This is a genomic window from Streptomyces sp. WM6372 (assembly GCF_001279655.1).
Taxonomy (GTDB): Bacteria; Actinomycetota; Actinomycetes; order Streptomycetales; family Streptomycetaceae; genus Streptomyces.
The window spans coordinates 17,970-42,563 of the sequence record NZ_LGDB01000215.1 but is presented as its reverse complement, the minus strand read 5'-3'; the positions used below and the strand labels follow the sequence as shown (position 1 = coordinate 42,563).

Annotated in this window: 22 protein-coding genes and 1 riboswitch; of the genes, 17 read left to right on the top strand and 5 right to left on the bottom strand. The window is 72.0% G+C overall.

Features of this window, described 5'->3' with window-relative positions; all coding sequences use genetic code 11:
- Window positions 1-26: 26 nt before the first annotated feature.
- The 5 genes from ADK52_RS29695 (at window position 27) to ADK52_RS29675 (ending at window position 6,594) form a co-directional block, all read left to right on the top strand.
- Window positions 27-836 (top strand): c-type cytochrome, encoded by an 810-nt coding sequence (locus tag ADK52_RS29695; RefSeq protein WP_030156111.1) that lies wholly within the window; start codon window positions 27-29, stop codon window positions 834-836.
- Window positions 833-1,891, top strand: coding sequence for a ubiquinol-cytochrome c reductase iron-sulfur subunit (locus ADK52_RS29690; RefSeq protein WP_053692939.1), 1,059 nt, complete (start codon window positions 833-835; stop codon window positions 1,889-1,891). Before ADK52_RS29695 ends, ADK52_RS29690 begins: the two co-directional genes overlap by 4 nt.
- Window positions 1,888-3,516, top strand: a complete 1,629-nt coding sequence (locus ADK52_RS29685; protein ID WP_053692938.1) for a cytochrome b — start codon at window positions 1,888-1,890, stop codon at window positions 3,514-3,516. Before ADK52_RS29690 ends, ADK52_RS29685 begins: the two co-directional genes overlap by 4 nt.
- Window positions 3,517-3,682: 166 nt before the next feature.
- A complete protein-coding gene (gene trpD, locus ADK52_RS29680; protein ID WP_053692937.1) occupies window positions 3,683-4,747 on the top strand; it encodes an anthranilate phosphoribosyltransferase in 1,065 nt (354 codons plus the stop codon).
- A 99-nt stretch (window positions 4,748-4,846) separates the two neighbouring features.
- A riboswitch (SAM riboswitch) is annotated at window positions 4,847-4,963 on the top strand.
- 239 nt (window positions 4,964-5,202) lie between these two features.
- Window positions 5,203-6,594, top strand: a complete 1,392-nt coding sequence (locus ADK52_RS29675) for an aminotransferase class V-fold PLP-dependent enzyme (protein ID WP_053692936.1) — start codon at window positions 5,203-5,205, stop codon at window positions 6,592-6,594.
- Window positions 6,595-6,668: 74 nt separating this feature from the next.
- Here ADK52_RS29675 and ADK52_RS29670 read toward each other — a convergent pair whose 3' ends face one another.
- Together ADK52_RS29670 and ADK52_RS29665 are read right to left on the bottom strand one after the other, a co-directional pair.
- Window positions 6,669-6,950, bottom strand: a complete 282-nt coding sequence (locus ADK52_RS29670; RefSeq protein WP_008738815.1) for an Lrp/AsnC family transcriptional regulator — start codon at window positions 6,948-6,950, stop codon at window positions 6,669-6,671.
- Window positions 6,947-7,669, bottom strand: a complete 723-nt coding sequence (locus ADK52_RS29665; protein ID WP_053693019.1) for a rhomboid family intramembrane serine protease — start codon at window positions 7,667-7,669, stop codon at window positions 6,947-6,949. Before ADK52_RS29665 ends, ADK52_RS29670 begins: the two co-directional genes overlap by 4 nt.
- 127 nt (window positions 7,670-7,796) lie before the next feature.
- Between ADK52_RS29665 and ADK52_RS29660 the strand changes: the two genes are divergently transcribed.
- From ADK52_RS29660 to ADK52_RS29625, 8 genes are all read left to right on the top strand, one after another.
- Complete coding sequence (locus ADK52_RS29660) at window positions 7,797-8,036, top strand: hypothetical protein (RefSeq protein ID WP_008738811.1); 240 nt, start codon at window positions 7,797-7,799, stop codon at window positions 8,034-8,036.
- A 40-nt stretch (window positions 8,037-8,076) separates the two neighbouring features.
- A complete protein-coding gene (locus ADK52_RS29655; RefSeq protein WP_053692935.1) occupies window positions 8,077-9,441 on the top strand; it encodes an NYN domain-containing protein in 1,365 nt (454 codons plus the stop codon).
- Window positions 9,442-9,700: 259 nt separating this feature from the next.
- Window positions 9,701-10,735: a C40 family peptidase gene (locus tag ADK52_RS29650; RefSeq protein WP_053692934.1), complete on the top strand. Its 1,035-nt coding sequence runs from the start codon at window positions 9,701-9,703 to the stop codon at window positions 10,733-10,735.
- Between the two features lie 251 nt (window positions 10,736-10,986).
- Window positions 10,987-12,030 (top strand): C40 family peptidase, encoded by a 1,044-nt coding sequence (locus tag ADK52_RS29645; protein WP_053692933.1) that lies wholly within the window; start codon window positions 10,987-10,989, stop codon window positions 12,028-12,030.
- Between the two features lie 57 nt (window positions 12,031-12,087).
- Window positions 12,088-13,218 carry a hypothetical protein gene (locus tag ADK52_RS29640; protein ID WP_053692932.1) on the top strand — a complete coding sequence of 377 codons (1,131 nt, stop codon included), beginning with the start codon at window positions 12,088-12,090 and terminating at the stop codon, window positions 13,216-13,218.
- Window positions 13,219-13,276: 58 nt separating this feature from the next.
- Window positions 13,277-14,419 carry a glycosyltransferase family 4 protein gene (locus tag ADK52_RS29635; protein ID WP_053692931.1) on the top strand — a complete coding sequence of 381 codons (1,143 nt, stop codon included), beginning with the start codon at window positions 13,277-13,279 and terminating at the stop codon, window positions 14,417-14,419.
- Between the two features lie 295 nt (window positions 14,420-14,714).
- Window positions 14,715-15,476: an SDR family NAD(P)-dependent oxidoreductase gene (locus tag ADK52_RS29630; protein ID WP_053692930.1), complete on the top strand. Its 762-nt coding sequence runs from the start codon at window positions 14,715-14,717 to the stop codon at window positions 15,474-15,476.
- Window positions 15,477-15,601: 125 nt separating this feature from the next.
- The gene (locus ADK52_RS29625) at window positions 15,602-17,218 is read left to right on the top strand and encodes a GMC oxidoreductase (protein ID WP_053692929.1); all 1,617 of its coding nucleotides are present in this window, start codon (window positions 15,602-15,604) and stop codon (window positions 17,216-17,218) included.
- A gap of 58 nt (window positions 17,219-17,276) precedes the next feature.
- On the opposite strand, the gene ADK52_RS29620 is transcribed toward ADK52_RS29625, so the two are convergent.
- From ADK52_RS29620 to ADK52_RS29610, 3 genes are all read right to left on the bottom strand, one after another.
- Entirely contained in the window at window positions 17,277-18,839 is a 1,563-nt protein-coding gene (locus ADK52_RS29620; protein ID WP_053692928.1) for a caspase family protein, read from the bottom strand.
- Window positions 18,840-18,850: 11 nt separating this feature from the next.
- Window positions 18,851-19,300, bottom strand: a complete 450-nt coding sequence (locus tag ADK52_RS29615) for an effector-associated constant component EACC1 (protein ID WP_159046057.1) — start codon at window positions 19,298-19,300, stop codon at window positions 18,851-18,853.
- A gap of 89 nt (window positions 19,301-19,389) precedes the next feature.
- On the bottom strand, window positions 19,390-21,186 hold the full coding sequence (locus ADK52_RS29610) for an AMP-dependent synthetase/ligase (protein ID WP_053692926.1): 1,797 nt from the start codon (window positions 21,184-21,186) through the stop codon (window positions 19,390-19,392).
- Between the two features lie 229 nt (window positions 21,187-21,415).
- On the opposite strand from ADK52_RS29610, the gene ADK52_RS29605 reads away from it, so the two are divergent.
- The 4 genes from ADK52_RS29605 (at window position 21,416) to ADK52_RS29590 (ending at window position 24,564) form a co-directional block, all read left to right on the top strand.
- The gene (locus ADK52_RS29605; protein WP_053692925.1) at window positions 21,416-22,198 is read left to right on the top strand and encodes a metallophosphoesterase family protein; all 783 of its coding nucleotides are present in this window, start codon (window positions 21,416-21,418) and stop codon (window positions 22,196-22,198) included.
- Between the two features lie 99 nt (window positions 22,199-22,297).
- Window positions 22,298-22,738 (top strand): SRPBCC family protein, encoded by a 441-nt coding sequence (locus ADK52_RS29600; protein ID WP_053692924.1) that lies wholly within the window; start codon window positions 22,298-22,300, stop codon window positions 22,736-22,738.
- A gap of 3 nt (window positions 22,739-22,741) precedes the next feature.
- Window positions 22,742-23,983, top strand: a complete 1,242-nt coding sequence (locus ADK52_RS29595) for an ArsA-related P-loop ATPase (RefSeq protein ID WP_053692923.1) — start codon at window positions 22,742-22,744, stop codon at window positions 23,981-23,983.
- 95 nt (window positions 23,984-24,078) lie between these two features.
- On the top strand, window positions 24,079-24,564 hold the full coding sequence (locus tag ADK52_RS29590) for a DUF5304 domain-containing protein (RefSeq protein WP_053692922.1): 486 nt from the start codon (window positions 24,079-24,081) through the stop codon (window positions 24,562-24,564).
- Window positions 24,565-24,594 lie beyond the last annotated feature (30 nt).

Below are 24,594 nucleotides of genomic sequence, written 5' to 3'. Positions count from 1 at the left end.
AGAAGATCCTGACACCGGGGTAATCCGTGAAAAAGCTCTCCGCACGACGACGCCATCCGCTGGCGGCGGTCGTCGTTCTACTCCTCGCGCTGGCGGCCACTGGGGGGCTGTACGCCGCCTTCGCCCCCGCGGGCAAGGCGCAGGCCGATGAAACCGCCCAGTCCCTCGCCATCGAGGAGGGCAAGAAGCTCTACGCCGTGGGTTGCGCAAGCTGCCACGGAACCGGCGGTCAGGGTTCCACTGACGGCCCCAGCCTGGTCGGCGTCGGCTCCGCGGCCGTCGACTTCCAGGTGAGCACGGGCCGCATGCCCGCCCAGCAGCCCGGCGTGCAGGTGCCGAAGAAGCCGGTCATCTACGACCAGGCGCAGATCGACCAGCTCGCCGCCTACATCGCCTCCCTCGGCGCCGGCCCGATCGTGCCGACCGAGAAGCAGTACGACCCGGCGGGCGCCGACATCGCCAGGGGTGGTGAGCTCTTCCGCAACAACTGCGCGCAGTGCCACAACTTCACCGGCGAAGGCGGCGCGCTGACGAACGGCAAGTACGCCCCCAACCTCGAGGGCGTCGAGCCGAAGCACATCTACGAGGCCATGCTCACCGGCCCGCAGAACATGCCCTCCTTCCCGGACAGCACCATGCCGACGAAGGAGAAGAAGGACATCATCGCGTACCTCCAGCACGTGAACGGCGAGCAGTCGGTCAGCCCTGGCGGCCTGAAGCTCGGTGGCCTCGGCCCCGTTTCCGAGGGTCTGTTCGGCTGGATCTTCGGCTTGGGTGCGCTGATCGCTGTCGCCGTCTGGGTCGCGGCCCACACCGCTAAGGCCAAGAAGTCATGAGTAGCCAAGACATTCCCGAAGAGAAGCACCTGCCGAGCGAGCAGGGCGACGCGCACCACGGTGGCGTAGCAGTCGCGGACGATCCGTTCGCCGACCCGGGCCTGCCGGTCCACAAGCCCCGTATCCAGGACATCGACGAGCGGGCCGCGAGGCGCTCCGAGCGCACCGTGGCGATGCTGTTCACGCTGTCGATGCTGGCCACGATCGGCTTCATCGTCTCGTACGTGACCATCCCGGTCGACAAGATCGTCTACATCTTCCCGGTCGGGAAGGTGAGCGGGCTCAACTTCGCCCTCGGTCTGACCCTGGGCACCGCCCTCTTCTGCATCGGCGCGGGAGCGGTCCACTGGGCCCGCACCCTGATGTCCGACGTCGAGGTCGCCGACGAGCGCCACGAGATCGCGGCGCCGCCGGAGCTCAAGGCGAAGGTCATGCAGGACTTCGCCGACGGCGCGAACGAGTCGGGCATCGCCCGCCGCCCGCTGATCCGCAACACCATGCTCGGCGCGCTGTCCATGCTGCCGCTGTCCGCTCTCATGATCATGCGCGACCTGGGCCCGCTGCCCGAGGAGAAGCTGCGCAAGACCGTGTGGGCCAAGGGCAAGCTGCTCATCAACGACAACACGAACGAGCCGCTGCGTCCCGAGGACGTGCTGGTCGGTTCGCTGACCTTCGCCAGGCCCGAGGGCCTGGAGGAGGAGCAGCACGACTTCCAGACGCAGATCGCCAAGGCCGCCCTGATGATCGTCCGCATCAAGCCGGACGACATCAAGGACAAGCAGGAACTCGAGTGGTCCCACGAGGGCATCGTGGCCTACTCGAAGATCTGCACCCACGTCGGCTGCCCGATCAGCCTGTACGAGCAGCAGACCCACCACGTGCTCTGCCCGTGCCACCAGTCCACCTTCGACCTCTCCGACGGCGCCCGAGTCATCTTCGGTCCGGCCGGCCACGCGCTTCCGCAGCTGCGGATCGGCGTGAACGGTGAAGGCTTCCTCGAAGCGCTCGGCGACTTCGAAGAGCCCGTCGGTCCTGCATTCTGGGAGCGCGGATGAGCACTGCCACTGATACCAAGCGCTCCGCGCCTTCCAAGGGCGAGCGGGTAGCGGACTGGGCCGACGGACGCCTGGGCATCTACAGCCTGGCCAAGTCCAACATGCGCAAGATCTTCCCGGACCACTGGTCCTTCATGCTGGGTGAGATCTGCCTCTACAGCTTCATCATCATCATCCTCACGGGTGTGTACCTGACGCTGTTCTTCCACCCGAGCATGAACGAGGTCGTGTACCACGGCTCGTACGTGCCGATGCAGGGCGTCCAGATGTCCGAGGCCTTCGCCTCGACCCTGGACATCAGCTTCGACGTCCGCGGTGGTCTGCTCATCCGGCAGATCCACCACTGGGCGGCGCTGATCTTCGTCGCCGGCATGGTCGTGCACATGATGCGCGTCTTCTTCACCGGCGCGTTCCGCAAGCCGCGCGAGGTCAACTGGATCTTCGGCTTCCTGCTGCTGGTCCTCGGCATGTTCACCGGTTTCACCGGTTACTCCCTGCCGGACGACCTGCTCTCGGGCACCGGTGTCCGCTTCATGGAGGGCGCGATCCTGTCCGTGCCGATCGTCGGCACGTACATCTCGTTCTTCCTCTTCGGCGGCGAGTTCCCCGGCGGCGACTTCGTCGCGCGGTTCTACTCGATCCACATCCTGCTGCTGCCCGGCATCATGATGGGCCTGCTGGTGGCCCACCTGATCCTGGTCTTCTACCACAAGCACACCCAGTTCGCGGGTCCCGGCAAGACGAACAACAACGTCGTCGGCATGCCGCTGCTGCCGGTCTACATGGCCAAGGCCGGAGGCTTCTTCTTCCTGGTCTTCGGTGTCATCGCGGCCATCGCGGCGCTCGCCTCGATCAACCCGATCTGGGCGCTCGGCCCGTACCGTCCGGACCACGTGTCCACCGGTGCGCAGCCCGACTGGTACATGGGCATGCCGGAAGGCCTGATCCGTGCCATGCCGGGCTGGGAGATCAACCTGTGGGGCCACACGCTCGTCCTGGGCGTGTTCATCCCGCTGGTCATCTTCCCGGTCGTGCTGGGCGCGATCGCCGCCTGGCCGTTCATCGAGTCCTGGGTCACCGGGGACAAGCGCGAGCACCACATCCTGGACCGCCCGCGCAACGTCCCGACCCGTACGGCCTTCGGTGTCGCCTGGATCGCGGAGTACATCGTGCTGCTGATCGGCGGTGGAAACGACATGTTCGCGCAGTACTTCCACCTCTCGATCAACAACATCACGTGGTTCGTCCGGATCGGCTTCTTCGTCGTCCCGGTCCTCGCGTTCATCGTCACCAAGCGCATCTGCCTCGGCCTCCAGCGCCGGGACCACGACAAGGTGCTGCACGGTCGCGAGACCGGCATCATCAAGCGCCTGCCGCACGGTGAGTTCGTCGAGGTCCACGAGCCGCTCTCGCAGGCCAAGCTGCACACGCTGACCGCGCACGAGCAGTACAAGCCGGTCGAGATCGGCCCGACGGTCGACGAGAACGGCGTCGAGCGCAAGGTCGGCCGCAAGGAGAAGCTCCGCGCGAAGCTCAGCAAGGGCTTCTACGCCGAGAACAACCAGATTCCGAAGCCCACGGTGGAGGAGTACAAGGAGATCCAGAGCGGCCACGGCCACCACTGATCCCGCTTGAGGGACTGATTCAGGTCAGTCCTGGTGTCGCCACGGCGAGAGCCCCGTCCAGTGTCCGGACGGGGCTCTTTGCCGTCCCCGGGGCTGGATAGGCTGAACCCCTTCCCATTCGAGTGGGCCCCGACATCGGGTGGCCGATCAACAGCAGGAGCGGACCATGAACGTTGCGACCCCGGCAGGCGGCGACAGCGTGGCGGCCCGCGGCTGGCCGGGCATCCTCGACGCCCTGCTGACCGGCCAGGACCTGCGCTCCGACGAGACGGCCTGGGCCATGGACCGGATCATGCGCGGGGAGGCCACGGACGCCCAGATCGCGGGCTTCGTGGTGGCGCTGCGGGCCAAGGGGGAGACGGTCGAGGAGATCAGCGGCCTCGTCGGGAGCATGTACGAACACGCCAACCTGATCGAGGTGCCGGGCCGGACGGTGGACATCGTCGGCACCGGCGGCGACGGGGCCAAGACGGTGAACATCTCCACGATGTCGGCGATCGTCGTGGCCGGTACGGGTGCCAAGGTGGTCAAGCACGGCAACCGGGCCGCGTCCTCCGCGAGCGGGTCCTCGGACGTCCTGGAGAAGCTCGGCGTCAACCTGGACCTGACCCCCGCCGGGGTGGTGCGGGTCGCGGAGGAGGCCGGCATCACGTTCTGCTTCGCCGTGAAGTTCCACCCGGCGCTGCGGCACGTGGCCGCCGCCCGCAAGGAGCTGGGCATCCGGACCCTGTTCAACTTCCTCGGACCGCTGACCAACCCGGCGCGGGTACGGGCCCAGGCGACCGGTGTGGCCGACCCCCGGGTGGCGCCCATCGTGGCGGGCGTGCTCGCCGAGCGGGGCTCCTCGGCGCTGGTGTTCCGCGGGGACGACGGCCTGGACGAGCTGACGACCACCGCGACCTCCCGGGTGTGGTGGGTCCGCGACGGCCGGGTGGACGAGCAGTCGTTCGACCCGCGCGACGTCGGCATCCCGCTGGTCGACGTCTCGGCGCTGCGGGGCGCGGACGCCTCGTACAACGCGGACGTGGCCCGTCGGCTGCTGGCCGGCGAGACCGGCCCGGTGCGCGAAGCGGTCCTGCTCAACGCGGCGGCGGCCCTGGTGGCCCTGGACCCGGGCACGGGCCCCCTGGAGGACCAGATCCGCAGCGCGGTCGCCCGTGCGGCCGAGTCCATCGACTCGGGCGCGGCCCGCGCGGCCCTGGACCGCTGGGTGGCGGCCAGCAACGCGTGAACGTGGCGAGTGGCACCTGATCGTTTCCGGCCAAGGCCCCGGTCCACCATGCGGACCGGGGTCTTGTGCGCGGGGGATCTTGTGGCAGGATGCTGACCAGGTCACGAGTGACAGCGTTTTGGCCCCGGCTTGCTGTCCGGCAACCCTCCTTCCGTGGCGGGGTGCCCCGGGTGATGACCAGGTCGCAGGCAGAAAGGCCTGCGGCAAGCGCGGATCCCTCGACACCAGGGGTCCTGGTCCCTCGAGGAGCTTTTCCGTGAGCAAGCGAATGCGATAGGGCGACTCCGCCCCTTCTTCACCCTCCGTGCGGTCCTGAGTCGTCCGCGCGTCGAGGCAACTCCCGTACCCACCCGCACCCGTGCATCCGCGCACCCGTTTCCGGGACGCGTGTGCCGCGTGCCTCCGCGTACGGGCCGTCCGAAGCCATTCAGCCTGTCCTGCCGGGAGATACCGCCATGTCCACGTACCCGAACGCCGCCACCACCAGCACCGCCGCCACCGACGCCGTCGACCCCGCCTGTGCCCAGCCGCTGCCGGTCCTCGGCCGGGACGTCACCGTCCCGCTCGTCACGGGCGGCGAGGTCACGTACGCGGCCCTCGACTACGCGGCCAGCGCCCCCGCGCTCCAGCGGGTCTGGGACGACGTCGCCGCGTACGCCCCGTACTACGGCAGCGTGCACCGCGGCGCGGGTTACCTCTCCCAGCTGTCCACGGACCTCTTCGAGCAGAGCCGCGTGACGGTCGCCGAGTTCCTCGACTGCCGTCCGTCCGATCAGGTGATCTTCACCCGGTCCACCACCGACTCGCTGAACCTGCTCGCCGCCGTGCTGCCGGCCGACTGCCAGGTGTTCGTCTTCGAGACCGAGCACCACGCCTCGCTGCTGCCGTGGGGGGACGCGCAGGTCACGTACCTCAACGCGCCGCGGACCCCGGTCCAGGCCGTGGAGACCCTGGAGCGGGCGCTGGCGGAGCGCGACCCCTACGGCCCGGCGCTGGTGTGCGTCACCGGCGCGTCCAACGTCACCGGTGAGCTGTGGCCGGTGAAGGAGCTCGCCGCCGCGGCGCACGCCCACGGCGCGCGGATCGTCCTGGACGCCGCCCAGCTGGCCCCGCACCACCCCGTCTCCGTGCAGGAGCTGGACGTGGACTGGGTGGCCTTCTCCGGGCACAAGCTGTACGCGCCGTTCGGCTCGGGCGTACTGGCCGGGCGCGCGGACTGGCTGCAGCAGGCGCAGCCGTACCTGGCCGGCGGCGGCGCCTCCCGCAAGGTCGCCCGCCGCGCGGACGGCGGCGTCGACGTCGAGTGGCACACGACGGCGGCCCGCCACGAGGCCGGCTCCCCGAACGTGATCGGCGTGTACTCGATCGCCTCGGCCTGCAAGGCCCTGACCGAGGCGGGCTTCGACGGCCTCGTCGCCCGCGAGCGGCACCTGATCGCCAAGGTCCGGGACGGCCTGGCGGAGGTCCCGGCCGTCCGCGTCCTGTCCCTCTTCGGCGACGACGCCCCGCGGGTCGGCGTCATCTCCTTCGTGGTGGACGGCTGGAACAGCTCGCACTTCGCGGCGGCGCTGTCGGCGGAGTACGGGATCGGCGTCCGCGACGGCCTGTTCTGCGCCCACCCGCTGGTCCGCACCCTGCTGGGCAGCGAGCCGCAGGCGCAGGGCGAATGCGGAGCCCCCGAGGGGGCCCCGGGCGAGCGCTCCCTGAACGCGATCCGCGTCAGCTTCGGCGCCGGCACCCCGGACGAGCACGTCGACCGCTTCGTCGGCGCCGTGAAGGAACTGGTCACCTCCGGAGCCAAGTGGCAGTACCGCACCGAGGAAGGCCGCTGCGTACCGGCCGTCTGACACCCCGTCGGGACCGCGCTCCGGGGTCCTGCCGCGCCCCGTCCGCTCCGTGCGGGGGGCGTGCGGGCGTGAGGTCAGGCGTCGAGGCCGATGGCGAAGGCCGCTTCCAGGTCGTGCTGGGAGTACGTGCGGAACGCCACGTGGGTGTCCGTCGCCTCGACGCCCGGGATCTTGCTGATGCGGCCCGGGATGATGTCCGCCAGGTTCTCGTGGCGGGCCACGCGGACCAGGGCGATCAGGTCGTACGTCCCCGTGACGGAGTAGACCTCGCTGACGCTGTCCAGCGCGGCGATCGACTCGGCGATCTCGGGGATGCGGTCCACGCTGGTCTTGATGAGCACGATCGCGGTGATCACGGCTGGCTGTCTCCCTCGGTGGCCGTCGCTGGTCGCCTCACTCTAGTCGTACGCCGATAGCGCACCCACGCGTAGACGAAGCCGAGCGAGAAGCCCACCAGGTGGGCGAGGTAGGCCACCCCGGGGCCGCTTCCCGCGCGGTGCGCGGCCACCCACTGGAGGGCGAACCAGAACAGCAGGACCATCCACGCGGGGAAGCGCAGCGGGAGGAAGAGCAGGAAGGGGAACAAGCTGGTCACCCGCGCTCGCGGGAACAGGCACAGGAAGGCTCCGAGCACCGCCGAGATCGCGCCGGACGCACCCACCAGCGTCTGCGGCGAGGAGGCGTTGGCCGCCGCGTACGCCGCCAGCGCCAGGTAGCCCGTACAGATGTAGAACGACAGGAACTCCGGCCGCCCCATCCGCTCCTGCGTCATCACGCCGAAGACGTACAGGAACAGCATGTTGCCGAGCAGGTGCAGCCAGCTGCCGTGCACGAACAAGGCGGTCAGCGGTGTCAGCAGGGCCCGCGCCGAGCCGGTGAAGAGTTCGTCCGGGACCACGCCCCAGCGCCGGAAGTACGCGGTCCCCGTCTCCACTAACCGCTCGCCCGTCCCGTACGAGGGATCGAGCCCCGAGGCCGGGCCGAGCAGGAACACCACGCAGCAGCCCGCGATCAGCGCGTGGACGACCACCGGGCCCCGGGCGGCCTCCCGGAGGGCCTGCCACTTTACGATCATGCGATCGAGCATGACCCAAGCGGACCCTCCCCGAGCACCGGCAGGCCGTAGGGTTACGTGCTGCGGTCCGCCGATTGACGCGGACGGCGGCTTTAATTGAATCAGCTACGAAGGAGAGAGCGGCCTGATGACGGTTCCCCTGCCGACCGACACCACCCGGTGGCGCTGCACGCTGTGCGGCAACCTCACGCGTTTCGACGTCACTCGTTCGTCGAAGGTCGTGGAGTACGTCCACCTGGATCTTGCCGGGGAGCCCAAGGTCGAGGAGCGCGAGGTGGTCAATGAGACCATCGAGTCGGTCCGCTGCCGGTGGTGCAACGCGGTGGACCAGATCGAGCTCGTGGACAGGCCGGGCGCGGACTCCTGACGGAGCCCCGCCCACAGGTGAATGACGGTAGGGGTGACGGATTGTGGAGCCAGCAAGCGGCGCTGAGCCGGCCGACGCGGCCGGCGACGCCGCCGAGGTGCTCGACCGCCCGCTGCCGGAAGGCGTGCGGCGCCGGGTCGTCGCGCTCGTCTCGGACGCCTTCGGCGGACTGACGGTCGCGGACCTCCCCGCGCAGCTGCGCCAGTACGCCCGGTTCACCCCGACCCGGCGCGCCAAGTTCGCGGGCAACGCCATGGCCGCGGCGGTGGAGGCGGACGCCCTCTTCCGGGGCCGCGTCGCCGAGAAGCTCCGCGAGGCCCAGGCCGAGCTGGCCGGTGCGCTGGAGTCCGGCGCCCCGCCCGCCGCCGCGGACCCGCTGGACGTGGCGGCCGCCGCGTACGTACTGCGCCCGGTCGGCTGGGTGAAGCTGGTGGCCGCCGCGGGCGAGGAGGCGCAGCGCGCCGACGCCGAGCGGGTCGGCGAGGAGACCCGGCGCGAACTGGACCGGCTGCGCGAGGAACTGGCCCACGCACGGGACGCGCAGCGCCTGGGCGGCGAGCAGGTACGGACCGAGCTGGACGCGGCCCGCAAGGAAGCGGAATCGCTTCAGCGCAAGCTGCGCAGCGCCCAGAGCGATGTGAAGCGCGGCGAGGCGGCCCTGCGCAAGGTCACCGCCGAGATCGACGGGATCCGGGGCGAGGCGGCCGCGCAGGTGGCGGCCGCCGAGAGCGAGACCCGGCGCCTCAAGTCCCGCCTCGCGGAGGTGGAGACGGCGCTGGAGACCTCCCGCCGGGCCACCCGCGAGGGCCGCAGCGTCGAGGACATGCGGCTGCGGCTGCTGCTGGACACGGTGCTGGACGCGGCCCAGGGGCTGCGCCGGGAGCTGGCGCTGCCGCCGGTGTCGACGCGGCCGGCCGACACCGTGGACGCGGTGGAGCCGGGCCGGATGACCCCGAAGGACATCGCGGCACGCGCCCTGTCGGAGACGGATCCCGCGCTGCTGGACCAGTTGTTGGCGCTGCCCCAGGCCCATCTGGTGGTCGACGGCTACAACGTGACGAAGACCGGCTATCCGACGATGCCGCTGGAGAAGCAGCGGCTGCGGCTGCTGGGCGGGCTGTCGATGCTGGCCGCGCAGACGGGCGCGGAGATGACGTGCGTCTTCGACGGCGCGGAGCTGGCGGCCCCGGTGCTGCTCGCGCCGCCGCGCGGGGTGCGGGTGCTGTTCTCCAAGCCCGGTGTGACGGCGGACGAGCTGATCCGCCAGCTGGTGCGCGCGGAACCGCCCGGCCGGCCGGTGGTCGTGGTCTCCACCGACCGCGAGGTGGCCGACGGCGTGGCGAAGGCCGGCGCCCGGCCCGTGACGTCCGCTTTGTTGCTGAAGCGGCTTTCGCGCGTTTCGTAACTCGTAGCTGAAATGCCCGATTTCACAGGGCCGGCAGGGAACGTACCGTCAAGTGCCCTGCACAGAGCGTGGGCTGTAGGTAAAGAACCTGGTCGGCAGCCAAGTTTTTTGCCGACAGGATTTGAACTGATCACAGCGAGGTCACTAGGGTCGGCTCAAACCTTCGTGCGGTAGTTCACTCATTCGGGGTGACGGCGGAGGTGCGCTGCCGAGCCCTGCGACTGTAATCGGCGGCTCCAGGCATAAGGAGCTCGCGTTCGTGGCGTCCCACCGTCGACCCAAGCCGCCGACCCGCACCCGCGTGAGCGTGCTCACCGCCCTCGCCACCGCGGCCGTCGCCCTCTCCTCCCACTCGGCCATGGCCGCCCCGGCCAAGCCGGGCAAGGACGAGGTCAAGAGCAAGGTCGACGCCCTCTACGAGGAGTCCGAGCAGGCCACCGAGAAGTTCAACGGGGCCAAGGAGCGCCAGGAGAAGCTGGAGAAGGAGATCTCGCAGCTCCAGGACCAGGTCGCGCGCGGCCAGGACGAGCTCAACGGCCTGCGCAACACGCTCGGTTCGATGGCGACGGCCCAGTACCGCGGCGGCGGCCTCGACCCGTCCATGCTGCTCCTGCTGTCCTCCGACCCGGATGCCTTCCTCGACAAGGCCTCCACGCTCCAGCAGGTGAGCGGCAAGCAGGTCGAGGCGATAACGAAGATCCAGGCCAAGCAGCGCAGCCTCTCGCAGCAGCGTCAGGAAGCCACCGGCAAGCTCGCCGACCTCGAAGCCGTCCGCAAGGAACTCGCCGAGAAGAAGGCGGCCGCCCAGAGCAAGCTCGCCGACGCCCAGGCCCTCCTCAACACGCTGACCACCGAAGAGCGGGGCCAGTTGAAGAGCGACGCGGCCAAGGACGGCCAGGCCGCCGCGGACGCCGCCGGCTCCAAGGGCGCGGTGAAGGGCTCGGGCCGGGCCGGGGCGGCCCTCGCCGCCGCGATCACCCAGAAGGGCGACCGCTACCACATGGGCGACACCGGCCCCGACTCGTGGGACTGCTCGGGCCTGACCCAGTGGGCCTACGCCCAGGCCGGCGTCAAGATCAGCCGCGTCACCACCACGCAGGCCAACGACGGCACGCGCATCTACAACCAGAGCGACCTCCAGCCCGGAGACCTGGTCCTCTTCTACGACGACCTGCACCACGTCGGCCTCTACGCGGGCAACGGCCAGGTCTTCCACGCCTCCAACCCGACCGGTGGCGTCCGTTACGAGGCCATGAAGAACATGCCGTTCCAGTTCGGCGTCCGCGTCGGCTGACCCGCCCCGAGGGCCACGCGCCCGCCCCGGGACGCGCCGCACACCGCCCATCCGGGCGAATTCCGCGGCCCCGCTGTGACCACACGCCCCGCCGGTGACCTGCGTCTCCGGCGGGGCGTCGGCGTATGCGTCCCGCGGGGGTCGTTGGCCGGGGTGTGGCGGCGCGGTTACTGTCTGCCAGCGCGGAACCCGGCACACGGCCGTCCACGGAGGGCGGACCCGGTCCCGTGCAGCGGAAGGGAGCGGTTCCAGTGGCGTCCCATCGTCGGCCCGGGCTCGGCAGCCTCGACAGGAGCACCAGGGTCACCGTCCTGACCGTCGCCGCGGCCACCGCCGCGGCAGCCATGACGGGTGCGACGGCGAGCGCGGCCCCCACGCTGCCGCAGGATCCCGCGGCAGGCGCCCGCGCCCAGGTCGACCGGCTCTTCGAGGAGGCCGAACAGGCCACCGAGCGCTACAACCGGGCGGGCGAGCGGGCCGACCGGCTCCGCACCGAGATCGACCGGGCCCAGGACGCACTGGCCCGCGGCCAGGACCGCATCAACACCATGCGCGGCCTCCTCGGCACCTTCGCCGGAGCCCAGTACCGCTCCGGCGGCATCGACCCCGCCGTCGAGCTGATGCTCTCCGAGGACCCGGACGAATACCTCGACAAGGCCTCCCAGCTGAACCGGCTGACGGACCGGCAGGCCCGCCGGCTCGACGAACTGCGCAAGGAGCAGCGCCGGCTGGTCCAGCAGCGCCACGAGGCCTCGCAGAAGCTCGCCGAACTCGACTCCGTACGGGCCGACGTGGCCCGCCAGAAGCGCGCCGTCACCGCCAAGCTGGCCGACGCCCGCCGGCTCCTGAACGCCATGCCCAGTCAGGAGCGGGCCGACTTCGAGCGGGCCTCGCGCTCCGGCGAGCGCCCCGGGGGCCTGCCCGAGCTGAACTCGCTCGGTCCCTCCTCGGGCCGCGCCGCGACCGCAGTGATGGCCGCCCGGTCCGCCGTCGGCCGCCCGTACATCTGGGGCTCCACCGGGCCCTCCGGGTTCGACTGCTCCGGGCTGATGGTGTGGTCGTACCGGCAGGCGGGCGTCTCCCTGCCGCGCACCTCGCAGGCCCAGCGGTACGCGGGCCGCCAGGTCCCGCTCTCGCAGGCGCAGCCGGGCGACCTGGTCACGTACCGCTCGGACGCCAGCCACGTCGGCATGTACGTCGGCAACGGCCAGGTGGTGCACGCCCCGTACCCGGGCGCGCGGGTGCGGTACGACCCGGTCGGGATGATGCCGGTGGCCTCCGTGACCCGTCCCTGAGCCTTCCCTGAGCCGTCCCTGACCGCCGCCGGTGCGGGGCGTGCGTACGATCGTCGGATGTCCCCGCTCCACCGGCTCCTCGTACGCGTACTGCCGCTCCTGCTGAGCGCGCTGCTCGCGGGATGCGGGGCGCCCGCGGTGCGGGACGCCGCCGAGGGGGACGTCCGGGAGGCCGTCGCCGCCTGGTCGCGGACGCCGCCCGCGCAGCTCGCCGGGATCCCGCTGGAGGGATGGGCGTACGAGGTCTCCGCGGTCCACCGGGACGGCGAGCGGGCCACCGCCCGCGCGCAACTGCGCTACCGGCTCACCGGCTACGACACGGCCCCGGCCGGATCGGCGCGCGAGGTGCTGCTGAGCCGCGAGGGCGCGGACGGCGGGCGGTGGCGGGTCACCGGGGACCGGCCCGCGCCGGGCGCGCCGCCGCAGCTGTGGGACCAGGGCCCGGTGGAGGCGGTCAAGGGGGCCCGCGCGCTGGTGCTCGGCGTCGGGCAGTCCCCGCAGACCCTGGCCGCCGTCGCGGCGGAGGCCGAGCGGGCGGTGCCCGCGGCGAGCGCCGCCTGGCCGCGGGCGTGGGCGGGCCGGGTGGTGGTGCTGGTGCCGGGCTCCCTGGAGCGGATGGCGGAGCTGCTGGGGCGGCCGGCCGCCGAGTACCGGGGCATGGGGGCGGTCACGACGGGCCGGGTGGGCGCCGCGGCGGCCCCCGCCGACCGGGTCGTCGTCAACCCGGAGGGCTGGGCGGAGCTCAGCGCGGCGGGCCGGGGCGTCGTCCTGACCCACGAGGTCACGCACGTGGCCACCCGCGCCGCGACCACCGACCGGACCCCGCTGTGGCTCTCGGAGGGCTTCGCGGACTGGGCGGCGTACCGCGGCGGGAGCGCCACCGCGCGGGAGGCCGCGCCCGCGCTGGGCCGGGCGGTGCGCCGCGGGGAGCTGCCGGCCGCGCTCCCCGCCGACGGGGCGTTCGCGTTCGGCGGCGACCCGGAGGCGCTGGCCCGCGCGTACGAGGGCGCCTGGCTGGCCTGCCGGCTGATCGCGGCCAAGTGGGGCGACGCCACGCTGGTCCGCCTCTACGAACGGGCGGGCCGCGAGCCCCTGGCGACGGCCCTGGAGGAGACCGTCGGCGGCGATCTGCCCGGCCTGACGCTGGCCTGGCAGGCGGGCCTGCGCGAGGAGCTGGGCGCGCCGTAGCCGCGCCTGCGGCCGGGGGGAGGGGCCGCGCGGGGGTGTCCGGTACTGTCGGCAGGCAATGCACAAGACGCTGATCGTGACCAACGACTTCCCGCCGCGACCGGGCGGCATCCAGGCCTTCCTGCACAACATGGCACTGCGGCTGGATCCCGACCGGATCGTCGTCTACGCCTCCACCTGGAAGCACGGCGCGGAGGGCCGCGAGGCCACCGCCGCCTTCGACGCCGAGCAGCCGTTCCCGGTCGTGCGCGACCGTACGACGATGCTGCTGCCGACCCCGCGGGTGACCCGGCGGGCGGTCGGGCTGCTGCGCGAGCACGGCTGCGAGTCGGTGTGGTTCGGGGCGGCCGCCCCGCTGGGGCTGATGGGCCCGGCGCTGCGCCGGGCCGGGGCCAGGCGGATCGTGGCCACCACCCACGGGCACGAGGCGGCCTGGGCGCAGCTGCCGGCGGCGCGGCAGCTGCTGCGCCGGATCGGCGAGGGTACGGACACGCTGACGTACCTGGGCGAGTACACGCGCTCGCGGATCGCCTCGGCGCTGACGGACCGGGCGGCGGCGCGGATGGTGCAGCTCCCGCCGGGGGTGGACGAGAAGACCTTCCACCCCGGGTCGGGCGGCGCGGAGATCCGGGCCCGGCTGGGGCTGTCGGACCGGCCGGTGGTGGTCTGCGTCTCGCGGCTGGTCCCGCGCAAGGGGCAGGACACGCTGATCGAGGCGATGCCGCGGATCCTGGCCGCGGTGCCGGACGCCGTACTGCTGGTGGTCGGCGGCGGCCCGTACGAGGCGGACCTGCGGGCGCTGGCCGTCTCCACCGGGGTCGCGGACTCGGTGGTCTTCACGGGCGCCGTCCCGTGGGCCGAACTGCCCGCGCACTACGGCGCCGGGGACGTCTTCGCGATGCCGTGCCGGACCCGGCGGGGCGGACTGGACGTGGAGGGCCTCGGCATCGTCTACCTGGAGGCCTCGGCGACCGGCCTGCCGGTGGTCGCGGGCGACTCGGGCGGGGCGCCGGACGCGGTGCTGGAGGGCGAGACGGGCTGGGTGGTCCGGGGCGGAGTCCCCGAGGACGCGGCGGACCGGGTGATCGCCCTGCTCCAGGACCCGGAGCTGCGCCGCCGCATGGGGGAGCGGGGCCGCGCCTGGGTCGAGGAGAAGTGGCGCTGGGACCTGCTGGCCGACCGCCTGCGCGAACTGCTCTGACCGACCCGGGCGGACGGGCCGGCCGCGGGGCGCCACCGGCCGCTCCCGCCGTGCGATGGCGCCGGCCCGCGCGATGACGCCGGCCGTGCGATGGCGCCGGCCCGTGCGATGGCGCCGGCCCGCGCGATGACGTCGGCCCGAGCGATGACGCGGCCCGCGGCGTGATGACGCCGGCCCGGCGATTACGCCGACCCGGGCGGGTCGACGGCGCGGCCGTGCATGTGCCGGCGGACACGGAAGGCATGTCTGCGGACGTGCCCGACCGCGGCGCGCCGGCGAGGAGTGGGTGAGGACGATGGACGACGTGCTGCGCGGCACCGTGGCCCTGGTGACCGGTGCTTCGAGCGGGATCGGCCGGGCGGCCGCCCTGACGCTCGCCGGAAAGGGCGCCGCCGTCGCGCTCACCGCACGGCGGGCGGAGCGGCTCACGGAACTGGCGGACCGGATCGAGGCCGGCGGCGGCACCGCGCTCGTCCTGCCCGCCGACATCGCCGACGAGGCCGAGGCCGCGCGCGTGGTGGAGCGTACGGTCGAGGAGCTCGGGCGCCTCGACACCCTGGTCAACAACGCGGGTCTGATGCTCCTCGGGTACGCCTCCGAGTCGCCCCTCGCCGACTGGAAGCGCTCGGTGGACGTCAACCTGACCGCCCTGATGCACACCACCCACGCGGCCCTGCCGCACCTCGTCAGGGCCGCCGGGGACGGCCCCCGGAAGGTGGCCGACATCGTCAACGTGTCCTCCCTGGCGGGCCGCCGGGCCGTGGCCACGGCCACGGCGTACTGCGCCACGAAATTCGGCGTGGTCGCCTTCAGCGAGGCCCTGCGCCAGGAGCTGGCGCCGCAGCACGTGCGGGTCTGCGTCGTGGAGCCGGGCGCCGTGGACACCGAGTTGCGCGGGCACAACTCCCCCGAGATGCAGCAGGCGCTGGAGCAGATGTTCGGGGGCATCGAGCGGCTGGAGGCGCAGGACATCGCGGACGCGATCGCGTACGGCGTCACGCGGCCGTGGCGGGTCGCGGTGACGGAGATGGTGGTCCTGCCGACCGAACAGGTCTGAGGCCGGGTGCGGCGGGCCCCGGCCCCGCCCCGGGGTCCGTGATCCTCCGCCACGCCTGACTGTTCCTCAGATGTCTGTCAACACCGCCTCTGGGTGGACGGCCCGATTCCGCCCATGATGCGGCCATGACACCTCAGCTGACGCGCCGTCACTTCCTGGGTATCGGCGCCCTCCAGACCGCCGCGGCCCTCGGCTTCACCCGCATAGGGCTCTCATCGGCGGCCGCCGCCGAGCCCCCCGCCGCGCAGTACGCCCCCGCCATCGTCGTGGGCTCCGGCTACGGCTCGGCCGTCGCCGCCCTCCGGCTCGGGCAGGCCGGCGTACGGACCGTCGTCCTGGAGATGGGCCGGCTCTGGAACACCCCCGGCCCGGACGGCAAGGTCTTCCCCTCCACCTCCGCGCCCGACCAGCGCTCCATGTGGTTCCGCACCCGCACCGAGGCCCCGCTCGCCCAGTTCCTCTGGCTCGACGTCGTCAACCGGGACATCAGCCCCTACCCCGGCGTCCTCGACCGCGTGAACCACGGCGACATGTCCGTCTACGTCGGCCGCGGCGTCGGCGGCGGCTCCCTCGTCAACGGCGGCATGGCCCCGACGCCCCGGCGCTCGTACTTCTCCGAGGTGCTGCCCCGGGTCGACGCCGACGAGATGTACGGCACGTACTACCCGCGCGCCCGCGCGATGCTCGGCGTCAACGACATCGACCCGGGATGGTTCGAGTCCACGGAGTGGTACCGGTTCGCCCGGATCTCCCGCAAGCACGCCCAGAACACCGGCCTGAAGACCACCTTCGTACCCAACGTGTACGACTTCCGGTACATGCAGCGCGAGGCCGCCGGCACCGCCACCCGCTCGGCGCTGGCCGGCGAGGTCATCTACGGCAACAACTTCGGCAAGAAGAGCGTCGACAAGACCTACCTCGCGGCCGCGATCGGCACCGGCAACATCACCATCGAGACCATGCAGCGCGTCGTCGGGGTGCGCCAGGACCCGGCCGGCGGCTACGTGCTCACCGTGCAGACCAGCGATCTGACGGGGAGGATCACCCAGGTCAGGGAGCTGGGCTGCAAGCAGCTCTTCCTCGGCGCCGGCAGCCTCGGCACCACCGAGATCCTGCTGCGCGCCCGCGAGCGGGGCACCCTGCCCGGGCTCAGCGAGAAGGTCGGTCTCGGCTGGGGCCACAACGGCAACATCATGACCGCCCGGGCCAACCACCTGTGGGACACGGTCGGCTGCAACCAGGCCACCATGCCCGCCCTGGGCATCGACGACTGGGACAACGCCGCCAACCCGGTGTTCGCCGAGATCGCCCCGCTGCCGATGGGCTTCGAGCACTGGATCTCGATGTACCTGGCCATCACCAAGAACCCCGAGCGCGGGCACTTCACGTACGACGCGGCCACCGACTCGGCGCGGCTGAACTGGCGCCGCGACCAGAACACCCCGTCGGTCCAGGCCGCGAAGAACCTCTTCGACCGGATCAACCGGGCCAATTTCACGATCTACCGGTACGACCTGTTCGGCGACAACAGGAACTTCGCCGACAACTTCACCTACCACCCGCTCGGCGGCTGCGTCCTCGGCGACGCGACCGACGACTACGGCCGCGCCAAGGGGTACCAGGGGCTGTACGTGGTCGACAGCTCCCTGATCCCGGGCTCGCTGGGGGTGAACCCGTTCGTCACCATCACCGCGCTCGCCGAGCGGAACATGGCGCGGATCCTCGCCGAGGACCCGCGCTGAGCGGTTGCGGTGCAGTCGTGTGCCGATCGGGATCGGCGGCACGCTGCACCGCATGGGCTCACTGCAGGGTTGCCGCCATCAGGGTCACGTTCCCGCCTCCGTGGTTGCTTTCGAGCGTGATCTCGACGTCCAGGAGCGAGGGCTCCGGGGTGCGGAAGGTCATCTCGTACACCCGGAAATAGTTTTCGTTCAGCGGTCCGGATGCGGTGTCGGCGGTATCCGAGTAGGCGGGTGGCCCGCCGTTCCTGAGGGAGGCGGAGAAGCGGATCGCGCCCTGGCGGTAGGAGACGTAGAGGCGGAACACGCGGGTCGTGCTCTTGGTGGGAACGAGGATGCGGAACCCCGCGCCGGGGCCGCCCTGGTAGACCACGGAACGGACGCCGCTCGCCGACTCGTGCGGGGCGGCGCCCCCGGTCCACGAGAACGACACGGGCTGCCGGCTCGCGTGCAGCCTGACCGGGGGCTCGGTACCGAGCGCGGTGAAGTCTCCGATGACGAAGGCGTCTGCCCTGCGGGTTACGCAGTAGACGTTCAACGGGCGGCATTCCGACTCCGCGGGCCCGCCGGTGTACTCGGCCGTGGCGCCGCGGTCCTTGGGGAGGTACCCCCACTGCACCCAGTCGATCCTCCCTTCCTCCGACAGGTCGACGTCCCCGGTGAAGCTGTTTCCGGCAGCGCGGAGCAGGCTCTCGACTGCGGGTGGGGACGCGGAGTGCCCGCCGTCCTTCGAGCCCTCGCCGGTGAAGGGGTCCAGCACCAGGACGGTGACCGCCGCGAAGACCGTCACGGCCGCGGCCAGAGCGCCGATCAGCTTGCGTGCGCGTGACCCGGTCGGGACGGCGGTCCGCTCCGGTGCCGTCGACCCGGGAGGTGGTTCCCGGTACTGCCGGTTGTGGGCGAGGGCGAGCTGAGCAGGGCTGCCCCAGGACCTCAGCTGCGGATGGGTCCTGTTGCGTCGGTGCATCCTGCGGTGGAGCTGTCGGTGCAGGGTGTCCAGGTCCAGGAACCGAGGACCCTCCGCAACCCCCTCCGACAGGACGGACAGGAGTTCGGCGGTGAAGTCGGTCAAGGGCTGCCCTTCGGGGGCCCTCGCCCGTTCGTTGCGGGCCGTGGCGGTCAGCAGGAAGATGCCTTCCACGGGTGGTTCTTCGGGTGGCCGCTTCCCTCCCATTCCCCCGTTCGAAGCAGCGCCGCTGTAGCAGCAGTCCAGGATGACGATGTTGCGCTGGGCTCCGGACCGCGAGTTCTTGAGGGCCTTGACGACGTCTCCATAAAAGAGGGACCAGTACAGCTTGTCCATGGAGGAGTCGGGCATCGCCAGGTACAGGTGGTCGATGTGCTCCGGGTCGATGAGGCCGTGCCCCGCGTAGTACAGGACGAAGGTGTCCTCGGTCTCCTCCGTGAGGGAGCGGATGCGGTCGAGCACCTCCTGGCCGACCAGGGGGCGGAGGATGACGCAGTGCTCCTCCGGCAGACCCCATACCTCGGGGTCCATGAGCACGGCCCGCAGCTGTTCGAGGTTGTTCGCGACCGCGGCCAGGTCGTCCATGCCGTCCTTGTTGTACGCGGACACTCCGACCAGCAGGCATCGTGAGGAGGCCGGATCGGGAAGCACGACCATGGCCGTGGCGGCTACTCGTTGCCCGGCTCGGGGCCGGGACCGCCCGCAGGTCCCGTGTCCGCCGAGGCCGCCGACGCTGCCGAACCCGTCCCGTCCGTCGCGTCCGGGACGCCGAACATCCCGGCGATCTCGGCCACCTGTCGCGGCGAGGCCCCGTCGATGGCGACCGTGGTGTCGCCCCTGCTGATCCGTACGGTCGCGGTGGGCCGGCGGGATGCGCGGGCCTCCAGCCACGCGGCGATCGCCGCCGCCAGGCTGCCGAGCGCGCTGACGTCCTGGATGACCACGCTGATCGCGTCCAGCCCGGACCCCATGCCCCCGGCCTCGGGCGGCGCGTACACGGGAGCGGGCCGGCAGTGCCTTCGTACCACCGAGTCGTAGGACAGCCACTTGAGCAGTGAAGCCGTGGACTTCTCGCCCTCACTAACATCAGTGCTTGATACAACCAATATGGCGTCCAATGGGACTCCCGTGGTCGCGGAGCGGCAGATGGCCGAGCGGCTCAAGTATGGCGTGAACTCGGCCCCCTTGTCCGGGAGTTACCGCGGCCTCAGCCCCGGTACAGGGCCTCGATCTCGTCCGCGAAGTCCTTCGCCACCACATTCCGCTTCAGCTTCAGCGAAGGCGTGATGTGACCCGACTCCTCCGTGAACTGGGAGGGGAGAATGCGGAATTTCCGCACCGATTCCGCCTTGGAAACCGCCGCGTTGCCGTCGTCCACGGCCTGCTGGACGGCGGCGATGAGGTCCGCGTCCTCGCGCAGCTCCGCCGCCGTGACCCCGGCCGGCTTGCCGTGCTCCGCGGCCCAGCGGCCCAGGAACTCCTCGTCGATGGTGACCAGTGCGGCCACGAACGGCCGCGCGTCGCCGACCACCATGCACTCCGCGACCAGCGCGTGCGCCCGGATCCGGTCCTCGATCACCGCGGGGGCCACGTTCTTGCCGCCCGCCGTGACGATGAGCTCCTTCTTGCGCCCGGTGATCGCGAGGTAGCCGTCCTCGTCGAGGGTGCCGACGTCGCCGGTGTGGAACCAGCCGTCGGTCAGCGCCTCGGCGGTCGCCGTCTCGTTCTTCCAGTACTCCTTGAAGATGTGCTCGCCGTGCAGCAGCACCTCGCCGTCGTCGGCGATGCGCACCACGGAGCCCGGCAGCGGCTGGCCGACCGTACCGATCTTCGTACGGTCCCACGGGTTGAACGCGGTGGCCGCGCACGACTCCGTCAGGCCGTAGCCCTCCAGGACCGTGAAGCCGATGCCGCGGAAGAAGTGGCCGAGCCGCTCGCCCAGCGGGGCGCCGCCGGAGATCGCGTACTCGCCGCGGCCGCCGAGGACCGTGTGCAGCTTGCTGTAGACCAGCTTCGAGAAGACCTTGTGCTTCAGCTTCAGGCCGAAGGACGGGCCGCCCGGGGCGTCCAGCGCCCGGCTGTACGCGATGGCCGTCTCGGCCGCCGCGTCGAAGATCTTGCCCTTGCCGTCGGCCTGGGCCTTGGCGCGCGCGGAGTTGTAGACCTTCTCGAAGACGCGCGGCACGCCGAGGATCAGCGTGGGCCGGAAGGACTGCAGCTCGTCGGTGAGGTTCTTGATGTCCGGTACGCAGCCCAGGCGGATCGGCGCCAGTACGGCCGCCACCTCCACCAGGCGCCCGAAGACGTGCGCGGCGGGCAGGAACAGCAGCACGGAGCATTCGCCGGTGCGGAACAGCGGGCTCAGGCGCTCCACCACGTTGCCGCACTCGGCGAAGAAGTTGCGGTGGGTCAGCACGCAGCCCTTGGGGCGGCCGGTGGTGCCGGAGGTGTAGACGATGGTGGCCGGGTCGTCGGCGTTCGCGAGCGAACTGCGCTCGTCGACCTCGGCGTCGGCGACCTCGCGCCCTGCGGCGTTCAGCGCCGCGATCGCGCCCTGCTCGATCTCCCAGACCTCGCGCAGCTCCGGCAGCCGGTCGCGCAGCGAGGCCACGGCCGCGCTGTGCGCCGGGCTCTCGACGATCACGGCGACGGCGCCGGAGTCGCCGAGGATCCACTGGATCTGCTCGGGCGAGCTGGTCTCGTACACGGGGACGGTGACGCCGCCCGCGCTCCAGATCGCGAAGTCGAGGAGCACCCACTCGTAGCGGGTGCGGGAGATCAGGGCGACGCGGTCGCCCGGCCGGATGCCGGCCGCGATCAGACCCTTCGCGGCGGCGCGCACCTCGGCGAGGAACTCGGTCGCCGTCACGTCCTGCCAGCCGCCGTCGACCTTGCGGCCCATGACGGCGGTGTCGGGATGCTGAGCGGCGTTGCGGCGGATGAGATCCGTCAGGTTCCCGTCCGACGGGACCTCGTACAGGGCCGGAAGGCTGAACTCGCGCAAGACTGCTGCTCCTCTGGGCGCCATCGCCACCATGTGGACCGACCGGACGTTACCCACCGGTAGTGGGTTCCGGATAGAGGGAACCGGCCAGATGTTCCGTGCGTCACATGACGCGGCCGTGCCATGCCGACAGTAGTCGACCTCGTTTGCGACTCGGTAGTAACCGCAGGTAGGCCGCCTGTGCCACCCCCTCTACCCGCGGCACCCGGGCCCCCCTAGGGTGGAGCGCATGGGTGGCAGGAAAAGCAGTACGCGGGTCCACGTCGTCAGCGACGTCCACGGCAACGCCGAGGCGCTCGCCCGGGCCGGGGACGGCGCCGACGCCCTGATCTGCCTCGGTGACCTCGTGCTCTTCCTCGACTACGCCGACCACTCGCGCGGCATCTTCCCCGATCTGTTCGGCGTCGAGAACGCCGACCGGATCGTCGCACTGCGCACCGAGCGCCGCTTCGACGAGGCCCGCGACCTCGGGCGCCGGCTGTGGGCCGGGCTGGACCGGGAACAGCTGATCGAGGGCGCGGTGCGCCGCCAGTACGCCGAGATGTTCGCCGCGTTCCCGCAGCCCACGTACGCCACCTACGGCAATGTCGACATCCCGGGCCTGTGGACCGAGTACGCCGGACCCGGTACCACCGTCCTCGACGGGCAGCGGGTGGAGATCGGCGGCCGCGTCTTCGGCTTCGTCGGCGGCGGACTGCCCTCTCCGATGCGCACCCCGTACGAGGTGGACGAGGCGGAGTACGCCGCCAAGGTCGAGGCGCTCGGCGAGGTGGACGTGCTGTGCTCGCACATCCCGCCGGAGGTGCCGGAGCTCTGCTACGACACGGTCGCGCGCCGCTTCGAGCGCGGCAGCGAGGCCCTGCTCGCGGCGATCCGGCGGACCCGGCCGCGGTACGCCCTCTTCGGGCACGTGCACCAGCCGCTGGCGCGGCGGATGCGGATCGGCGCCACGGAGTGCGTGAACGTCGGGCACTTCGCCGCCACCGGAAGGCCGTGGGCCCTGGAGTGGTGAGCCGGGCCCTGGAGTGGTGACCTCCGCACGCACGGTAGCCTGCACGCGGCGGCCACGGGCCGCACACTTCCTCGAAAACTCCCTGGAGGGGCGACCGCCATGGCCGAACACACCAGCTCGAGCATCACGATCGATGCGGCGCCGGCCGACGTGATGGCCGTGATCGCCGACTTCGCGCGCTACCCCGAGTGGACCGGCGAGGTGAAGGAGGCCGAGGTGCTGGCCACCGACGCCGAGGGCCGGGCCGAGAAGGTCCGGCTGCTGCTCGACGCGGGCGCGATCAAGGACGACCACACCCTGGCGTACTCCTGGAAGGGCGCCGACGAGGTCAGCTGGACCCTGGACAAGTCGCAGATGCTGCGCCAGCTCGACGGCTCCTACCGGCTCGCCCCGCTGGACGGCGGCAAGCGCACCGAAGTCACCTACCAGCTGACCGTCGACGTCAAGATCCCGATGCTCGGCATGATCAAGCGCAAGGCCGAGAAGGTCATCATCGACCGCGCCCTCGCGGGCCTGAAGAAGCGCGTCGAGTCGGCCTGATCCATGCGCATCCTGCTGATCACCGGTCCCGGCGGAGCCGGCCGGACCACCGTGGCCGCGGCCACGGCCGTCGCCGCCGCGCGGACCGGGCAGCGGGTGCTGCTGCTCTCCCAAGACCCCGGGGATCCCCTGGCCGCACTGGTCGGGGAGCCGGCGGGGGAGTCCGTCGAAGCCGCGCCCGGGCTGGCCGCCGTACCGGCCGGCGGGGTGCTCGTGGCCCGCGTGGACTCCGGCGAGGAGTTCCGCGAGGAGCTCGTCGCCCTCCAGGAGCGGGGATCGGCCCTCCTCGGCATGGTCGGAGCCCGGCCGCTCGGGGCCGAGGAGCTCACCGAGCTGCCCGGCGCCGAGCAGTTCGCCCTGCTGCGCGCCCTGCGCCGGGCCGCCGCCGCCCCCGCCGCCGACCTCGTCGTCGTCGACCTGCCCCCGCTCCACCAGGCCGTGGCCACCCTCGCCCTCCCCGCCCAGCTGCGCCGCTACCTGGCCCGGCTGCTCCCGGCCGAGCGGCAGGCGGCCCGCGCCCTGCGGCCCGTACTGGCCCAGCTGGCCGGCGTACCCATGCCCGCGCAGTGGCTGTACGAGGCCGCCGCGCGCTGGGACGAGGAGCTGGCCGCCGTCCAGGCCGTCGTGGAGGCCGCCGGCACCTCGCTGCGGATCGTCGCCGAGCCGGGGCCGGGCGCCGACGCCGCGCTGCGCACCGGGCTGCTCGGCCTCGCCCTCGAACAGCTCCCGGTCGGCGCGATCGTCGCCAACCGGATGGTGCCGCAGGGCTCGCCCGACCCGTGGCTGGCCGGGCTCGCCGCGCAGCAGGAGAAGTACGCCGCCCAGTGGGCCGGGCCCGCGTCGGCCGGGGTCGTACCGGCCGGAGACGTGCCCGTGCTGCCGCTCGGCCACCTCGGGCGGGACCCCTCGGGGCCGGAGGACCTGACTCGGCTGGCCGGGGCGGAAGGGCTCCTTCCGGGGGCCTCCGAGGCCCGAGTGCGGGCCCGGAGCGCGTGGGTGGTCGAGGACCGGCTCGCCGACGACGGGGTACTCGTCTGGGTGGTGCCGCTGCCCGGGGCCCACAAGCGGGACCTCGACCTGGTCCGGCGCGGCGACGAGCTGCTGCTCGCGGCGGGCCCGTACCGCAGGATCGTTCCACTGCCCTCCGCGCTGCGCCGCTGCACGGTGTCCGGCGCCGCCCTCGCCGACGGGGTGCTCCGGATCCGCTTCACGCCGGACCCGGACCTCTGGCCGCGCAGGCCCTGAACGCCGCGCGGTACCCGAACCGGGGTACCCCCGTTCGGGTACCGTCGAAGGTAGTACGTACCGCACGTCCAGCAGCTTCCGCAGGAGAGTCCGCCATGAGCGAGGCCACCGACCGTCCCACCGACGACGACGCCTGGGCCAAGGCCTGCGCCGAGGACCTCGCCGCGGAGCAGGAGCGCCGCCGTGCCCGCCAGGGCGGCTCCGGCGCGGGCGCCGGGAGCGGCACCGGGACCGCCGCCGAGGAACTGTTCAAGCTGTTCGAGGCCGTCGCCGACAAGGTGTCCGGGCTGAACAACCCGCTGCTCGGCGCCGCCGCCCAGGGCGCCGTACGCCAGTTCGTCAACCAGGCGAAGGCCGCCGCCAAGCCCGTCGTCGAGCGCAACCCCGAGGTCTTCGACCACCTCGCGGCCGCCGGCTCCGAGCTGCTCGCCGCGTACCGCTCGGCCGTCGAGGGCCACGAGCGCCGCTGGACCCGCGACGAGCCCGCCCCCGGCTCTCCCGCCGAGCGCCCCTCCGGCGATCATTCCGACCCCCGTGACGAGGGCGGGAGCGGTCCGACGCAGCGGATCGATCTCGACTGAGACGCTCAGGGGGCATCCGGCGGATCACGA

Bases quoted from the DNA above. Each gene is read 5' to 3' on its own strand.
- ADK52_RS29675 (WP_053692936.1), top strand. From the start codon at position 5,203: ATGTCCACGTACCCGAACGCCGCCACCACCAGCACCGCCGCCACCGAC.
- ADK52_RS29600 (WP_053692924.1), top strand. From the start codon at position 22,298: ATGGCCGAACACACCAGCTCGAGCATCACGATCGATGCGGCGCCGGCC.
- trpD (WP_053692937.1), top strand. From the start codon at position 3,683: ATGAACGTTGCGACCCCGGCAGGCGGCGACAGCGTGGCGGCCCGCGGC.
- ADK52_RS29635 (WP_053692931.1), top strand. From the start codon at position 13,277: ATGCACAAGACGCTGATCGTGACCAACGACTTCCCGCCGCGACCGGGC.
- ADK52_RS29660 (WP_008738811.1), top strand. From the start codon at position 7,797: ATGACGGTTCCCCTGCCGACCGACACCACCCGGTGGCGCTGCACGCTG.
- ADK52_RS29685 (WP_053692938.1), top strand. From the start codon at position 1,888: ATGAGCACTGCCACTGATACCAAGCGCTCCGCGCCTTCCAAGGGCGAG.
- ADK52_RS29625 (WP_053692929.1), top strand. From the start codon at position 15,602: ATGACACCTCAGCTGACGCGCCGTCACTTCCTGGGTATCGGCGCCCTC.
- ADK52_RS29620 (WP_053692928.1), bottom strand. From the start codon at position 18,839: ATGGTCGTGCTTCCCGATCCGGCCTCCTCACGATGCCTGCTGGTCGGA.
- ADK52_RS29665 (WP_053693019.1), bottom strand. From the start codon at position 7,669: ATGATCGTAAAGTGGCAGGCCCTCCGGGAGGCCGCCCGGGGCCCGGTG.
- ADK52_RS29640 (WP_053692932.1), top strand. From the start codon at position 12,088: ATGTCCCCGCTCCACCGGCTCCTCGTACGCGTACTGCCGCTCCTGCTG.
- ADK52_RS29590 (WP_053692922.1), top strand. From the start codon at position 24,079: ATGAGCGAGGCCACCGACCGTCCCACCGACGACGACGCCTGGGCCAAG.
- ADK52_RS29605 (WP_053692925.1), top strand. From the start codon at position 21,416: ATGGGTGGCAGGAAAAGCAGTACGCGGGTCCACGTCGTCAGCGACGTC.
- ADK52_RS29630 (WP_053692930.1), top strand. From the start codon at position 14,715: ATGGACGACGTGCTGCGCGGCACCGTGGCCCTGGTGACCGGTGCTTCG.
- ADK52_RS29690 (WP_053692939.1), top strand. From the start codon at position 833: ATGAGTAGCCAAGACATTCCCGAAGAGAAGCACCTGCCGAGCGAGCAG.
- ADK52_RS29595 (WP_053692923.1), top strand. From the start codon at position 22,742: ATGCGCATCCTGCTGATCACCGGTCCCGGCGGAGCCGGCCGGACCACC.